14 protein-coding genes are annotated in these 15,024 nt (G+C 74.4%); 4 read left to right on the forward strand and 10 right to left on the reverse strand.

The genetic code is table 11. The features are described from left to right. Positions 1–21 precede the first annotated feature (21 nt). Positions 22–1,059, reverse strand: a complete 1,038-nt coding sequence (locus DMB38_RS34005) for an N-acetylmuramoyl-L-alanine amidase (protein WP_125938407.1) — start codon at positions 1,057–1,059, stop codon at positions 22–24. A gap of 196 nt (positions 1,060–1,255) precedes the next feature. Then, the gene (locus DMB38_RS34010) at positions 1,256–2,068 is read right to left on the reverse strand and encodes a MerR family transcriptional regulator (RefSeq protein WP_125938408.1); all 813 of its coding nucleotides are present in this window, start codon (positions 2,066–2,068) and stop codon (positions 1,256–1,258) included. Positions 2,069–2,228: 160 nt separating this feature from the next. On the opposite strand from DMB38_RS34010, the gene DMB38_RS34015 reads away from it, so the two are divergent. Continuing rightward, positions 2,229–3,557 (forward strand): M14 family metallocarboxypeptidase, encoded by a 1,329-nt coding sequence (locus DMB38_RS34015; RefSeq protein WP_125938409.1) that lies wholly within the window; start codon positions 2,229–2,231, stop codon positions 3,555–3,557. 176 nt (positions 3,558–3,733) lie between these two features. Here the strand turns inward: DMB38_RS34015 and DMB38_RS34020 are convergent, their stop codons facing one another. Further along, complete coding sequence (locus DMB38_RS34020; protein ID WP_125938410.1) at positions 3,734–4,687, reverse strand: FAD-dependent oxidoreductase; 954 nt, start codon at positions 4,685–4,687, stop codon at positions 3,734–3,736. 128 nt (positions 4,688–4,815) lie between these two features. Here DMB38_RS34020 and DMB38_RS34025 point away from each other — a divergent pair, with 128 nt between their 5' ends. Together DMB38_RS34025 and DMB38_RS34030 are read left to right on the forward strand one after the other, a co-directional pair. Beyond that, positions 4,816–5,370 carry a TrmH family RNA methyltransferase gene (locus DMB38_RS34025; protein ID WP_125938411.1) on the forward strand — a complete coding sequence of 185 codons (555 nt, stop codon included), beginning with the start codon at positions 4,816–4,818 and terminating at the stop codon, positions 5,368–5,370. 17 nt (positions 5,371–5,387) lie between these two features. Further along, complete coding sequence (locus DMB38_RS34030) at positions 5,388–6,089, forward strand: sulfite exporter TauE/SafE family protein (protein WP_125939458.1); 702 nt, start codon at positions 5,388–5,390, stop codon at positions 6,087–6,089. A gap of 100 nt (positions 6,090–6,189) precedes the next feature. Here DMB38_RS34030 and DMB38_RS34035 read toward each other — a convergent pair whose 3' ends face one another. From DMB38_RS34035 to DMB38_RS34050, 5 genes are all read right to left on the reverse strand, one after another. Next, on the reverse strand, positions 6,190–8,661 hold the full coding sequence (locus tag DMB38_RS34035; RefSeq protein ID WP_125938412.1) for a Tex family protein: 2,472 nt from the start codon (positions 8,659–8,661) through the stop codon (positions 6,190–6,192). Between the two features lie 144 nt (positions 8,662–8,805). Beyond that, positions 8,806–8,943, reverse strand: coding sequence for an LPFR motif small protein (locus tag DMB38_RS36320; protein ID WP_164716160.1), 138 nt, complete (start codon positions 8,941–8,943; stop codon positions 8,806–8,808). A gap of 96 nt (positions 8,944–9,039) precedes the next feature. Then, the gene (locus DMB38_RS34040; protein WP_125938413.1) at positions 9,040–9,903 is read right to left on the reverse strand and encodes a hypothetical protein; all 864 of its coding nucleotides are present in this window, start codon (positions 9,901–9,903) and stop codon (positions 9,040–9,042) included. 77 nt (positions 9,904–9,980) lie between these two features. After that, on the reverse strand, positions 9,981–10,772 hold the full coding sequence (locus DMB38_RS34045) for an enoyl-CoA hydratase/isomerase family protein (RefSeq protein ID WP_125938414.1): 792 nt from the start codon (positions 10,770–10,772) through the stop codon (positions 9,981–9,983). Between the two features lie 68 nt (positions 10,773–10,840). Beyond that, positions 10,841–12,466 carry an ABC-F family ATP-binding cassette domain-containing protein gene (locus DMB38_RS34050; protein WP_125938415.1) on the reverse strand — a complete coding sequence of 542 codons (1,626 nt, stop codon included), beginning with the start codon at positions 12,464–12,466 and terminating at the stop codon, positions 10,841–10,843. Between the two features lie 404 nt (positions 12,467–12,870). Here DMB38_RS34050 and DMB38_RS34055 point away from each other — a divergent pair, with 404 nt between their 5' ends. Further along, positions 12,871–13,401, forward strand: a complete 531-nt coding sequence (locus DMB38_RS34055; protein WP_125938416.1) for an ATP-binding protein — start codon at positions 12,871–12,873, stop codon at positions 13,399–13,401. Here the strand turns inward: DMB38_RS34055 and idi are convergent. Both idi and DMB38_RS34065 read right to left on the reverse strand, forming a co-directional pair. Then, positions 13,334–13,894: an isopentenyl-diphosphate Delta-isomerase gene (idi, locus tag DMB38_RS34060; RefSeq protein WP_125938417.1), complete on the reverse strand. Its 561-nt coding sequence runs from the start codon at positions 13,892–13,894 to the stop codon at positions 13,334–13,336. The two genes, DMB38_RS34055 and idi, sit on opposite strands and share 68 nt — an antisense overlap. Before the next feature lie 108 nt (positions 13,895–14,002). Then, positions 14,003–14,932 carry a cation diffusion facilitator family transporter gene (locus tag DMB38_RS34065; RefSeq protein ID WP_125938418.1) on the reverse strand — a complete coding sequence of 310 codons (930 nt, stop codon included), beginning with the start codon at positions 14,930–14,932 and terminating at the stop codon, positions 14,003–14,005. Between the last annotated feature and the right edge of the window lie 92 nt (positions 14,933–15,024).

A 15,024-nucleotide genomic window follows, 5' to 3' on the forward strand; every position in this document is an offset into this window, starting at 1 on the left:
GGCGTGCGGCCGGGGCTGTCGTCAGCCGACGCGCATGGTGCGGATCGTGCCGATCTTGGCGTAGAGCTTCGCGCCGGGGCAGGCGGTCGGGTAGAGCCTGCGGTGGGACGTGACGCGGTAGACGGTGGTCGAGTCGCCCTTGTCGTACTTGCCGTTGGACTTCCCCGCGGTCAGCCTCACCTTGCCGGTGCGGGTGTGCCCGGCGACGTCGAGGCGCCACTTGGAGAGCCGGGCCAGGGCGCCGGTGACCTTCGAGGGGACGGACGCCGAGCCGTAGGAGCCGATGACCGCGGCGCCGCTGGTGTTCTTGTTGAAGCCGAGGGTGTGCGCGCCGGTCACCGGCTTGGTGACGCCGCCGCGGCGGCCCTCGTAGATGCGGCCGCACTTGTCCACGAGGAAGTTGTAGCCGATGTCGTTCCAGCCGTTGGTGCGGGTGTGGTAGCGGTAGATCGCGCGGATGATCGACGGGGCCTCCGAGCAGGAGTAGCCGTTGCTGTCCACCGTGTGGTGGACGATGAACGCCCGGGTGTTGGTGCCGTACTCGGGCGGGCCGTCGCGCCAGGACTCGTTGGCGCCCCACTGCTTGCGCGAGATGATCGCCGGCCGCGTGGCGGTCGTGGTGTACGCGGGCTCCGCGGGCACCCCGGGACCTTCCGCGGGGTCGACGAGCTCCAGCCGGGCGCGCCCGGGCAGCGGCGCCGTCCCGCCGTCGCCGCGGAGCAGCCGGCCCTGGGCGGCGTCGGAGTCGCCCACCCACAGCGGCGCGGTGGCGGCCCGTGACGGCGCGTCCGCGCCGGGGTCGGCCAGCCGGGGCTGGGATTCCAGCGACCGCCACGCCGTCCACCGGCCGGTGCCGGCGTCCCGGGTGCGTATCTGCGGCGTACCGTCGAGCGCACCGCCGCCGGCCGGCCAGGAGACGCCGACGAGGCTGAAGCGGTCGCCGTCCGGCTCCGCTTCCGGGCTGGCGAGGGCGCCGGGGACGGTGAGCCCCGCGGCGGTGAGCAGGACGGCGAGTACGGGGAGGGCCCAGCGGCGTCCCCGTCGGGGGTGTGCGCTCATGCTCCAACTCCTCGGCGCGGACGGCGGTTTGCGACTGCGACGCGAATGAGCATGACAACACCGACGGGCCCGGGCAAGAGCGGCCGCGGGGTTCGCACATGTCGTTGTGCAAAGAACGCCGGTCGGACCTCAGCCGTCACGGGCGTACCCGCGCAAGGTCACTCCGCCTGGAGGGACGCGGGGAAGGGGGAGGGGATCAGCCCGGCGGGAAGGAGGCCCGCAGCTCCGCCTTCATCGACCGCTGGAAGGCCGTCACGAGCGCCTGCACCACCATCGGCTGCATGTGCGCGGAGAGCGACTTCATCGTCTCGACCTGCTCCGGGTCGGGGTCCGCCTCGCCGAACGGCTCCCACACCTCGTCGTGGAAGAGCCGGGTCAGCTCCCGGGCCACCGCGCGGGAGTGCTCCTGCACCACGTCCCGGGCGGCGAGGACGGTCTCCAGCCGGATGGGCACGTCGAGGAGCCGTACGCCGAGGTGGAGGACCACCGGGTCGACGCGGAAGGTGTCACCGCCGCCGTCCGCGCCGGATGCCGTGTCGTACGCGGCGGCCGCGTCGTCGTGCGTACCCGAGCCCGCGTCGTAGACACCGGGCCCCGGCGGCGTACGCTCCAGCACCCCCATCGCCGCCAGCCGCGCCACGTCGTCGTCCGTCAGCGACCGCCCCGCGCGCCGCTCCAGCTCCGCCCGGCTCACCTCGGTCTCCGCGTCCGGCACCCAGGTGGCCACCAGCGCGCGGTGCAGCGCGTGGTCCTCTGCGCTCAGCCCGGGCGGCAACTGCTGCACGTACCGCTCGATCGCCGCCAGCGTCAGCCCCTGGTGCTGCAACTCCTCGATGAGGGCGAGCCGGGAGAGATGCTCGGGGCCGTAGCGCCCCACCCGCCGTGGGCCGATGACCGGCGGGGGCAGCAGCCCGCGGGTGGAGTAGAAGCGGACCGTGCGCACGGTGACGCCCGCGCGTGCGGCCAGCTCGTCCACGGTCAGCCCGGCCGCCTCCGTCTCCTGGGTCATGGTCCAACAATATTGCTGTCTCACCGGTCCTGTGAAAGACCGCGGCGCCCTCCGGATGCCGGGCGGCCGCGGAGAGTTCGTGCGCGGAGGCTTCTGCGGCGGGTCACCCTCGGCTATCTTCTGGCCACCCTCGTCGCGCTCCGCCTCCGGGAGACCGCTCATGCGCCTACGCGCCCCCCGTCTCACCGTGCTCCGCACGGCCACCCTCGCGGCCTGCGTCGCGGCCGTCGTGCTGGCGCCGCCCTCCGGCCCGCCCGCCGAGGCCGCCAACCCGCCGCGTACCGGCTTCGAGGAGAGCGGCGGCGCCCGCTGGACCAGCGAGCAGGAAGAAGCGGAGTTCCTGGCCACCGTCGCCGAGGACAGCAGGCGCGTCGCCGTCGACCGCATCGGCACCACCGAGCAGGGCCGCCCCCTGAACCTCGTCCGCATCGGCGCCTCCCGACCGCCCACCCCGGCCGAGGCCGCCCGCGGCAGCGTCGTGCTCCTCATCTGCAGTCAGCACGGCGACGAACCGGCCGGCCGCGAGGCGTGCCTGACCAGCCTCCGCGACCTCGCCTACGCCAAGGACGCCGGGACCCGCCGCTTCCTGGCCCGCAACTCCGTCCTCGTCGTCCCCAGCGCCAACCCGGACGGCCGCGCCGCCGACACCCGCGGCAACGCCGACGGCGTCGACGTCAACCGCGACCACGTCGCCCTGGAGACCGCGGAAGGCCGCGCCATGGCCGCCGTCATCCGCGACTACCGCCCCGACGTCGTCCACGACCTGCACGAGTTCGACGCCACCGAGCCGTACTACGTCAAGGACGTGCTCGCGCTCTGGCCGCGCAACCTCAACACCCACGACGCCGTCCACCGCGAGGCCCGGCACCTGACCGAGGACCACGTCCGCGCGGGCGTCGAGGAGGCCGGTTACAGCAGCGGCGTCTACGGCATCTGGACCGACCCGCAGACCGGCGAGCCGATCCGCCAGGTCGCCGGCGACGGGCAGGAGCGCATACTGCGCAACACCGCGGGCCTCAAGCACGCGGCCGGGCTGCTGGTCGAGACCCGTATCACGGCGCTCACCGACGAGGAGCGCGGCGACCCCGCCGCCAACCACCGCCGCCGGGTCACCTCCCAGCTCACCGCGCTCGACGCCACGTTCGCCTACGCCGCGGACCACCGCGGCCGGCTGGCCACGGCGACCGCGGCGGCCCGTGCCCGCGGCCTCGCCGACACCGGTCCCGTCTACCTCGGCGGCGCCGACAACGAGCCGCCCGCGCCGGGCCAGATCATCGACGACCCGGCGTGCGGCTACGAACTCGACGCCGCGCAGTACGGCGCGGTCGGCGACGAGCTGGCGCTGCACGGCATCGAGGTCCGCGAACGGCCGGACGGCGGCGCGCTGGTGAAGCTGCGGCAGCCGCTGCGCGCGCTGGTGCCGCTGCTGCTGGACCAGCGGGCGGTCTACGAGCTGGCGGACGGCAGGCCGCTCGAACGCTGCCGCTGAGCGGGGCGGTGCGGCCGTACGCCGCTCATTCGGCGCGTAGGCGGGCACGAGGGCTGTACCCGGGGCGGCGGCCAGGCTGTACGCAGGGCGACTCGGCTGTCGGTGGGCCCGCCTACCCTTGGGCGGGTGTGCGGGGAGGTACCGGGTCTGTGGGAAGACGCGGTCTCGTGCGGGTCCTATGCCTCCAGGAGTGCGGCGGCCTCCTCGGCGCAGCCCCACGCCACCGTCACCCCGGCGCCCCCGTGCCCGTAGTTGTGCACGCACAGCGCCCCGCCCGGCAGCCGCTCCGCCTCCAGCCGCACGGCGGGCCTGGCCGGGCGCAGCCCGACGCGGTGGCCGAGGACCCGGGCCCTGGCGATCTCGGGGACGATGGCCGCGCAGCGCGCCACGATGCCCGCGGCCACCGCGGGGTCCGGCTCGATGCCCCAGGCGTCCTCCACGGCCGTGCCGCCGAGCACCAGCCCGTACGGCTGCGGTAGCGCGTACAGCGTGGCCGTCGCGTCCTTGTACGCCGACACCAGCCACTCCTCGACGCCCGGGTTCTCCACGACCACGAGCTGCCCCTGCACCGGGCGCACCTCGGGGTCCGGCACCAGCTCGCGGGCGCCGAGGCCGGTGCAGTTGACGACGTACGGGGCCGCGCGCCCGGCCTCGTCGAGCGAACCGGCGGCGCGCCGCTCGACCCGGCCGCCGGCCGCGGTCAGCCGGTCGCGCAGGTGGGCCAGGTGCGTGCCGGTGTCCACGATCGGCACCGTCGCGCGCACGCCCGTGGCGTACTCCCCGCGCAGCTCGGCGGAGTCGGCCGCCCGCACGTCGCGCAGGGCGCGCCGCCACGGCCCGAGGCCGGCGAGTTCGGCGCCGAGCTGCAGCCCCGTCCGCATCCGCACGCCCGTCACCGCCGCATGCTCCGCCTGCTGCGCGTACACGTCGAACGACCGCACCGACCAGTCCGCGACCCGGTGTTCCGGCTCGATCCGGTACGGCCACCACAGCCCGCCCGCGACCGCAGACGTCGTCTCCTCCGCCGGCTCCCGCGCCCACACCGTGACCCGCCGCCCGCCTTCCGCCAGGACGACCGCGGTGGTCAGGCCGATGATGCCGCTGCCGAGCACGATGACTTCGGAATCCATCACGGCAGTCTGCCGCACCGGTCGGGAGCCTGCGCGGGGTGGTGGACAGCCGAGGATGATCGCTACTCTGTTCGCATGTCGAATTGCGTGAGTACTACAAGCGATCGGGGGGCGCGCGCCCCGCGCCGATGAGCGCCCGCCCGGGGGCCGCCCGGTCCGGCAGGGACGCGCCGGCCATCCGCACCCGCACCCCCCGTGAGGTGAAGCGCAGCCGCCGCCCCCGCGCCCACTCCTGCTGGGACCACCTCTACGCCGCCCCGCTCTGGCCGCTCCACGGCGCCAACCTCGGTACGCTCCTGCGCACCTGTGACGCCGTCGGCGCCTGCCTCGTCGTGCCCCGCTTCCCCTGGGTCCCCGAGGCGCTGGCCCGCGGCAACACGCTGCGCCGCCCCGTCTGCGTGCACTGGACCGGCGACCCGCTGCGCTGGCTGGAGCGGCAGCGCGCCGCGGGCAAGCGCGTCCTCGGCGTCGAACTCGCCGACGAGGCCGTGCGCCTGGCCGATCTGCCGGCCGCCCGCCGCGCCACGGTGATGGTGCTCGGCCACGAGCAGCACGGCATCCCGCCGGACGCGCTCGACCTGCTCGACGAGGCCGTCGAGATACCCATGGTCGGCACCGGCGCCAGCCTCAACGTCGCCGTGGCCGGCTCCCTCGTCCTCTACCGGCTGGCCGGGCTGCTGTGACCGGTGAAGTCCTGCTCATGGCCGGAGTCCTGCTGCTCGGGGCGTCCGTGCAGCGGCTCGCGGGCATCGGCCTCGCGCTGGTCGCGGGGCCGGCGCTCGCGCTGGTCCTCGGCCCGGCGGAGGGCGTCCGGCTCTCCAACTGCGCCGCGGGTGCCATCAGCGCGTTCGGCCTGGCCACCGTCTGGCGGCAGGTCAGGCCACGCGCCATGGTGCCGCTGCTGGCCGCCGCCGTCTGCACGGTGCCGATCGGCGCCGTCACCGCGTCCCGGCTGCCCGCGCCCGTCCTGCTCACCGGCATGGGCGCGATGGTCTGCGGTGCCGTGGGGCTCGTCATGGCCGGGGCCCGCGCCGAGTCCCTGCGCGGCACCGGCGGGGCGGTCACGGCCGGCGCGGTGAGCGGCTTCATGAACTCCTCCGCGGGCATCGGCGGCCCCGCCGTCTCGCTATACGCCGTGAACGCAGGCTGGACGGTGCGGGAGTTCGTGCCGAACGCGCTCTTCTACGGCGTCGTCATCAACATCTTCTCGGTCACCGCGAAGGGCCCGCCCGACCTGTCGGCCGCGGCGTGGGCGCTGTGCGCGGCGGCCGTCGCCGCCGGCGCGCTCATCGGCCGCGCCCTGGGCGACCGGGTGCCCGAGGCACCCGCGCGCCGGCTGGTGCTGATCCTCGGGCTGGCCGGCGGCGCGGCGACCCTGACGAAGGGTCTGCTGGGGCTCTGACCGGGCACCGGGCGGGGATCCGGCGCGGACCGGGCCCCGTACACCGCAGCGCGGCGTACGGGGCCCGGGAGGTGCTCCTGCTGTCCTGCCCGCGCGGCGATCAGCGCTTGCCGCGGCGGCCGTTGCCGCCACCGCCGCCGCTCCGGCCACCGCCGCCGAGCAGCCCGGCGCGGCGCAGCGCGTCCGCCATCTCGCTGTTCTCCGGCTGCGTCTCACGGCGCCGGCCACCGCCGCCGCCACCGCGCTGCCGGCTGCCGCCCGCGCCCTGGCCGCCACCGCCCTGGCCACCGCCGCGCTGCCGCGGCGGGCCCTGCCGGTCGCGCTCGCGCCCACCGCCCCGGCCGCCGCCGCCCGCCGGCTTGCCCGGCTCGTCGTCCAGCCGCAGGGTCAGCGAGATCCGCTTCCGCGGCACGTCCACGTCCAGCACCTTCACCTTCACGATGTCGCCGGGCTTGGCGACCTCGCGCGGGTCCTTCACGAACGTCTTCGACATCGCCGACACGTGCACCAGCCCGTCCTGATGGACGCCCACGTCCACGAACGCCCCGAACGCGGCGACGTTCGTCACCACGCCCTCCAGCACCATCCCCTGCTGCAGGTCGCCGATCTTCTCCACGCCCTCCTTGAACACCGCCGTCCGGAACGCCGGCCGCGGGTCGCGCCCCGGCTTCTCCAGCTCCTTGAGGATGTCCGTCACCGTCGGCAGCCCGAACCGCTCGTCGGTGAAGTCCTGCGGATTCAGTGACCGCAGCGTCCGCGTGTCGCCGATCAGCGCCGCCACCTCCGCGCCGCCCGCCTTCACCATCCGCCGCACCACCGGGTACGCCTCCGGGTGCACGCCGGAGGCGTCCAGCGGGTCCTCGCCGTCGCGGATGCGCAGGAAGCCCGCGCACTGCTCGAACGCCTTCGGCCCCAGCCGCGGCACGTCCTTGAGCGCCGCGCGGCTGCGGAAAGGACCGTGGGAGTCGCGGTGCGCCACGATGTTCTCCGCGAGCCCCGCGCCGATGCCGGAGACCCGGGCCAGCAGCGGCGCCGAGGCGGTGTTGAGGTCGACGCCCACGCCGTTGACGCAGTCCTCCACGACCGCGTCCAGGGAGCGCGACAGCTTCGCCTCCGACAGATCGTGCTGGTACTGGCCGACGCCGATCGACTTCGGGTCGATCTTCACCAGCTCGGCCAGCGGGTCCTGCAGCCGCCGCGCGATGGACACCGCGCCGCGCAGCGACACGTCCAGCTCGGGCAGCTCCTGCGAGGCGAACGCCGACGCCGAGTAGACCGACGCCCCGGCCTCCGAGACCATCACCTTCGTCAGCTTCAGCTCGGGTTCCGCGGCGATCAGGTCGGCGGCCAGCTTGTCGGTCTCCCGGGAGGCCGTGCCGTTGCCGATCGCGACCAGCTCCACCGCGTGCACGCGCGCCAGTTCGGCCAGGACGGCAAGGGCCTCGTCCCACTTGCGGGCCGGCGCGTGCGGGTAGACCGTCGCGGTGGCGGCGACCTTGCCGGTGGCGTCGACGACGGCGGCCTTCACGCCCGTACGCAGCCCGGGGTCCAGGCCCAGCGTGGGGCGCGTCCCCGCCGGGGCGGCCAGCAGCAGGTCCCGCAGGTTCGCGGCGAAGACGTCCACCGCCTGGTCCTCCGCGGCCGTGCGGAGCCGCAGCCGCAGGTCGATGCCGAGGTGCACCAGGATGCGCGTGCGCCACGCCCAGCGGACCGTCTCGGCGAGCCAGGGGTCGGCGGGCCTGCCCCGGTTCTCCACGCCGAACCGGGCCGCGATCGCGCGCTCGTACGCCGACGGGCCCTCCTGCTCCGCCTCGCCGGGCGCGTCGGGCTCCAGGGCGAGGTCGAGGACCTCCTCCTTCTCGCCGCGGAAGAGGGCGAGGATGCGGTGCGACGGCAGGTCGGTCAGCGGCTCGGCGAAGTCGAAGTAGTCCGAGAACTTCGCGCCCGCCTCCTCCTTGCCCTCGCGCACCTTGGCGACCGCGCGGCCGTGCGTCCACATCCGCTCGCGCAGCTCGCCGATGAGGTCGGCGTCCTCGCCGAACCGCTCGGTGAGGATGGCCCGCGCCCCCTCCAGGGCCGCTGCCGGGTCGGCCACGCCCTTGTCCGCGTCCACGAACGCGGTGGCCGCCGCGAGCGGCGCCACCGAGGGGTCGGCCAGCAGCCCGTCGGCCAGCGGCTCCAGACCGGCCTCGCGGGCGATCTGCGCCTTGGTCCGCCGCTTCGGCTTGTACGGCAGGTAGACGTCCTCCAGCCGCGCCTTGGAGTCGGCCGCGCGGATCTGCGCCTCCAGCTCCTCGGTCAGCTTGCCCTGCCCGCGCACGGACTCCAGGATCGCCGCCCGCCGCTCCTCCAGCTCCCGCAGATACCGCAGCCGCTCCTCGGCGGTGCGCAACTGCGCGTCGTCGAGCATCTCCGTCGCCTCTTTGCGGTAGCGGGCGATGAACGGCACGGTGGCGCCGTCGTCGAGCAGCCGCACCGCCGCCGTGATCTGCCGCTCGCGTACGCCGAGCTCCTCGGCGATCCTGGCCTCAATCGATACCGACGCCGTCACGTCCGCCCCGCTTTCTGTCATCTGTGGCGGAGTGCATTGTGGCAGGTCCGACTGACAGCCGGGCGCCCGGCGGGACCTGCCCCGGTCGCCCGGCGGGTCGGAACAGGGCCGGATGGGCGCCGGACCGCGGCGAAGACGCGGCGCGGGCCCCCGGCCGAGGTGTGGTCAGACGGTGCGGCGGCGGGCCCTGCGGCCGCCCCGGGAGGCGGCGCCGAAGAGGCGGGCGGCCAGTCGGAAGGGGAGCGTCACGATCGCGGCGACGGCGCCGCCGATCATGCGCAAGACGTCGGCGATGGCTCGCATGGCTGTTCACCTCGCAACTCGGGTCGAGAACTGCGGGTAGCCGGTGCAGCGTTGCGTAAACACCGGCCACCCGCCGCTCCGCGGCCCGGCCGCACCTCAGCCTTTGCCGAAGATGTCCTTCGGCATCGCGCCCGCTGCCAGCGCGGCGGTGGTATAGCCGGTGGCCAGCTCGGTCAGCCGTGCCACGCCCGCGGCGCCCAGTCGCGCGTACGGGCCGAGGTCCACCCGGTCGGTCTCGTCCTCCAGCTCCTTGCGCAGCGCCGTGCCCGCCTCGGTCAGCTCGCCGTCCGCCGCCAGCAGCCCGCGGGCCCGCAGCCGGTCCTGCGCCGCGGCCCACTCTTCGGGCTCCCAGCCGCGCGAGTACCGGGCGAACTCCGGGGTGAAGCCGAACCCGGAGGCGGTGTGTGTCACCTGGGACTCCAGCCCGTCGAGCCCGGCGTGGGCCAGGACCGCGTCGTGGCTGTCACCGCGGTGCTCGCGCAGTTGGGTGGCGGCGTGCCAGAGGGCCAGGTGCGGGGCGTCCGGCACCGGCAGGTCCGCCTCGGCCGCGTAGAGCGGCCGCCCGGCGCGCCCGCCGCCCGCCGCCGCGCGCTGGGCCAGCTCCGCCGCCTCGGCCAGCTCGGGCGAGGCGATCGTCTCCTCGCCCAGCAGCCGCCGCAGCACGGCGTCGGCGACCCGCAGCCGGGTCGCCAGCACGGTGGCCGGGTCCGCGGCCGTCCAGGCGGCGGGCAGGTGCCGGGCGGCCAGCTTGTGGCTGTAGTTGTAGAAGACGGCGGCGACCACGCCGGGTCCGACGGGGCCCATGGCGGCGGACCGGGCGGTGAAGTACGCCGCGTGCCAGCCGTCGATGCCGATCCCGGCGAACTCCTCGGTGAACTCAGGCGCGAAGTAGATCGCCGAGTGCAGCGGGTTGAGGACCTGTTGGCAGCGGCGGCCGGCGCGCGGCGGGAGTGACGTCATGCCGCCAGGCTACTGAGCGGACGCTTAGCCCGAGAAGGGGCGCGGCCTCCCGTTCGTACGCCCGGGGGCCGCGGCCGTCAGACGGACCAGGTGAAGCGCGGCTCGCGGCGCTCCAGGAAGGCGGCGACGCCCTCCGCGGCGTCGCCCGCCGCGCGCGCCTGCCTGGCCCAGTGCGCGATACGCGCCGCGTCCGCCCCGGCGTCGCCGGCCGCGCCCCCGTCCCCGTACGCCCCGGCCGTGTCGGCGAAGTCCTTCGCCGCCGCCTGGGTGAGCTGTGAGCGGGCCGCGAGCACCGCGGTGAACTCCGCCACCCGCGCGCCGAGTTCCGCCGCGGGCAGCACCTCGTCCGCGAGGCCCGTGCGCAGCGCCCGCGCGGCGCCGATCAACTCGGCGGAGAACAGCAGGTACTTCGCCGTCGCAGGACCCACCAGACGCACCAGCCGGCGCGTCGCACCGGCCGGATAGACGATGCCCAGCTTCGCCGGGGTGACCCCGAAGAGCGCGTCGTCGGCGGCGAACCGCAGGTCGCAGGCCGCCGCGAGCTGGCAGCCGCCGCCCACGCAGTGCCCGCGTACGGCAGCGAGCGTCGGCTTGGGGAAGGCGGCGAGCGCCTCTTCCGCGGCCTCGGCGAGGCCCTGCGTGCCCTCGCTGCCGGTCCGCAGCGAGCCGATGTCGGCGCCCGCGCAGAACGTGCCGCCGGCGCCGGTGAGCACCACCGCACGCACCGCCCGGTCGGTGGCGAGCCCCGCCAGCAGCCCGGGCAGCGCGCGCCACATGTCCGGCGTCATCGCGTTGCGCTTGGCCGGGTTGCTGATGACCACCGTCGCCACGCCGCCGTCGACGTCGCACCGCAGCTCGCCTTCGCTCATGACCGGCAGCCTCTCACGGCCGGCTGCGCACCCGGGACCCGCCGCGGGCGCGTCCCGGGTGCGCCTGCCTACAGCGGCTCGATGTCGCTCAGCTCCTCGTCGAGCACCAGCCAGCGCGTGATCCCGATGTCGCGCAGGAACCGCACGTCGTGGCTGGCGACCACGAGCGCGCCCTCGTACGACTCCAGCGCCTTCACCAACTGCCGCACGCTCGCCATGTCCAGGTTGTTCGTCGGCTCGTCCAGCATCAGCAACTGCGGCGCGGGGTCCGCCAGCATCAGCGCCGCCAGCGTGGCGCGGAACCGCTCCCCGCCGGACAGCGTGCCGACGATCTGGTCCGCCCGGCCCTGCCGGAAGAGGAAGCGGGCCAGCCGCGAGCGGATCTCCTGGTTGGTCGCCGCGGGCGCCAGCAGGGCCACGTTCTCGACGATGCTCAGCGCGTCGTCCAGCACGTCGAGCCGCTGCGGCAGGTAGCGCAGCGGCACGTGCACCGAGGCCGAGCCCGCCACCGGCGCGAGCTGACCGGCGATCGTGCGCAGCAGCGTGGACTTGCCCGCGCCGTTGCGCCCGGTCAGCGCGATCCGCTCCGGACCGCGCACCTGCAGCGCCGGGACCCGCGCGCCGTAGCGCAGCTCCAGCTCGCGCAGCATGAGCACGTCCCGGCCCGCGGGCACGGCGGTGTACGACAGGTCGACGCGGATCTCGTCGTCGTCCCGTACCGCCGCCTCCGCCTCGTCGAGCCGCTCCTTGGCGCCCCTCAGCCGCTCCTCGTGCATGATGCGGTGCTTGCCCGCGGAGACCTGGGCCTCCCGCTTGCGCAGGTTCATGACGATCTTCGGCTCGCGCTTGTTCGCGAACTGCTTGTCGGCGTACCGCTTGCGCTTGCTCAGCTTCTCGTGCGCCTCGGCCAGCTCGCGCTTCTGCCGCCGCAGGTCCGCCTCCGCGGAGCGCACCGTGCGCTCGGCGGCCTCCTGTTCGACGGCCAGCGCCTCCTCGTACGCGGTGAAGTTGCCGCCGTACCAGGCGACCTCGCCGTCCCGCAGGTCGGCGACCTGGTCGACGCGGTCGAGCAGTTCGCGGTCGTGGCTGACGATCACCATCACGCCCGGCCACGACTCCACGGCCGCGTACAGCCGGCGGCGGGCCTTCAGGTCGAGGTTGTTCGTCGGCTCGTCCAGCAGCAGCACGTCAGGCCGCAGCATCAGCAGCGCGGCCAGCCGCAGCAGCACCGACTCGCCGCCGGAGACCTCGCCGATGGTGCGGTCGAGGCCGACGTGCGCCAGGCCGAGCTGGTCGAGGGTGGCGCGGGCGCGCTCCTCGACGTCCCAGTCGTCGCCGACGGCCGTGAAGTGCTCCTCGGCGACGTCACCGGACTCGATGGCGTGCAGGGCACGCCGCACCCCGTCGATGCCCAGCACCTCGTCGACCCGCGCGGCGGTGTCCAGGACGAGGTTCTGCGGCAGGTAGCCGACCGTGCCGGCGGCCTTGACCGTGCCGGCGGCGGGGGCCAGCTCCCCGGCCATCAGGCGCAGCAGCGTGGACTTGCCCGTGCCGTTGCGGCCGATCAGCCCGGTGCGGCCCGGGCCGACGGCGAGGTCGAAGTCCTCGAAGACGGTGGTGCCGTCGGGCCAGGTGAAGGCCAGCCCGGCACAGATGACGGAGGCCGCGGCGCGCGGCGTGGAGGGAAATGACATGGCGTCTCCCGGTGGGCTCGAAGGGGTGCGACGGGGCGGCGTCGGCACCGGACGGCGACCTGGGAGAGCCGGGTGGAACGGGAGCGGGGCCGGGTGCCCTGCAGGAGAGGAAGGTGGCTCGAGCCGTGAGGTCGCACGTGCCGCACACGGGGAATGCCGCGGGCACGGTGCCGTAGGGACCTCAGACGAGCAACACCTTCTCCAATCGTCGACTGCAGGGCACTGCGAAGGTACGACGCTTCAACGGAAATCGGCAACCGATTATTTCGATCTCAACGCAGGCCGGTCATTGCGCGGCCGGTCGGAAGGTGACGAAAGCCAGTCAAGTTCTGCGCGATGGGGGGCTGGGCTCCGGTGATTGCCAACACTCGGAGGGTGAGTGGTGGCGAAAGCAGGTGCCGGCGGTGAGCGACGGCGGCAGTCTGAGACCCGAGCCCGGCCAGGTGGTCCCGGCGGCGTACGAGGGCACCTGGAAGTTCGACGCCCCGGCGCTCGACTCCTCCGTGCCCCAGTCCCGGCACGCCGTACGCGACCTCCTCGTCCGGCGGCGCGTCCCCATCGGCGACGACCTCTTGCAGGGCGTGCTGCTGATCGTCTCGGAGCTGGTGACGAACGCGGTCCGGCACGCCGGCGTGCTCTCCCCGGAGATCGGCGTCGAGCTGTCGGTCGGCGCCGGCTGGGTCCGCGTCGCCGTCCGGGACCAGCACCCGTACCGCCCGAGGGCCCTCCAGGCGGACGACGAGGAGACGGGCGGCCGGGGACTGCTGCTGGTCAAGGCGATCACGAGCGAGGCCGGCGGCGCCTGCGACGTGCAGCACACCGTCGACGGCGGGAAGGTGATCTGGGCCTCCCTCCCGCTCGCCGGCGTCACCAGCCCGAGGACGGCCCCGTCAGCTCCCGGATGGCCGGCCTGGCCGCGTCGAGCACCGTCATGAACCACGCCGAGAACGGGTTCTCGGCGTGCCGCTTGGCCAGCTCGTCCGGCGTGACGAAGGCGACCGCGCCGACCTCGTCCGCGTCCGGCCGCGGCTCGGCCCGCAGCAGCCCGGCGAAGAGGTGGTTGTACTCGTGCTCCACCAGCCCCGAGGCGGGATCCGGGTGGTGGTACGTGACCGTCCCGGCCTCGGCGAGCAGCGCGGGCGAGACGCCCAGCTCCTCGAAGGTGCGGCGGGCCGCGGCGGCGAGCGGCGACTCGCCGGGGTAGGGGTGGCCGCAGCAGGTGTTGGACCACACGCCGGGGGAGTGGTACTTGCCGAGCGCCCGCTGCTGGATCAGCATCCGGCCCGCGGTGTCGAAGAGGAACACGGAGAACGCCCGGTGCAGCCGGCCCGGCGCCTGGTGCGCGGAGAGCTTCTCGGCGGTGCCGATCGTGGTGCCGTTCTCGTCGACGAGCTCCAGCATGATCTCTTCGGTGGTAGCGGCCGGCATGACCATCCTTTGCGTCCGATCTACGGCGTCCGGGGCACGGGCGTCCCGGCCTCCGCGGCGGGCGGAGACGGCGGGACACCTGATTCAGTCTGCCTTACCGGTGACGGCTCAATGACAGAGATGTGCCTCATGCTCCGCGTGTCCGACCGGCTCGATCTGGAACGTGCAGTGGGCGACATCGAAGTGATCGCCGAGGCACCCCTGCAGATCGTGGAGCAACCTCTCCTGACCCACCGCCTGCAGCACGCCCTCCTTCACCACCACGTGCGCCGATATCACCGGCATCCCCGAGGTGATCGTCCACACGTGCAGATCGTGCAGCTCCACCACTCCCGGCAGCGCCAGGATGTGCGTCCGTACCTCGGAGACGTCCACGTCCTTCGGCGCCGCCTCCAGCAGCACGTCCAGCGCCTCGCGCAGCAGCCGGAACGTCCGCGGGATGATCATCGAGCCGATGGCGAGCGAGGCGACCGGGTCCGCGTACTGCCAGCCGGTGGTGACGATGACCAGCGCCGAGATGATCACCGCGACCGAGCCCAGCGCGTCCGCCAGCACCTCCAGGAAGGCGCCGCGCACGTTCAGGCTCTCCCGCCGGCCGCGCATGAGCAGGGCCAGCGAGATCAGGTTGACCACCAGGCCCGCGGCACCGAAGGCGAAGGTCAGCCCGCCCTCGATCTCGGGCGGGTCCATGAAGCGCATGACCGCCTGGTAGAGGATGTAGCCGCCGACGCCGAAGAGCAGCAGACAGTTGGCCAGCGCCGCCAGGATCTCGGCCCGCGCGAAGCCGAAGGTGCGCCGCTCGCTCGTCGGCCGGTTCGCGAAGTGGATCGCCAGCAGCGCCATGGAGAGCCCGACCACGTCGGTCGCCATGTGCCCGGCGTCCGCGACGAGCGCCAGCGAGCCGGTGATCACCCCACCGACCACCTGCAGCCCCAGCACCGACAGGGTGAGGAGCAGGGCGATGCGCAGCCGGCCGCGGTGGGCGGCGGAGGCCGTGCCGCCGGACGATCCGTGGGAGTGGTCGTGCCCTGCACCCATGCCGCGTGCCCTCCGGTTCCCAGGCGGTCGCGGACAGGCCCTCGTGCCTGCCCGACGATCTCAGTGAACTACGGGCAGGGGGTATTCGCCAA

Origin of the sequence: Streptomyces sp. WAC 06738 (genome assembly GCF_003945505.1) — a bacterium.
Classification (GTDB): Bacteria; Actinomycetota; Actinomycetes; order Streptomycetales; family Streptomycetaceae; genus Streptomyces.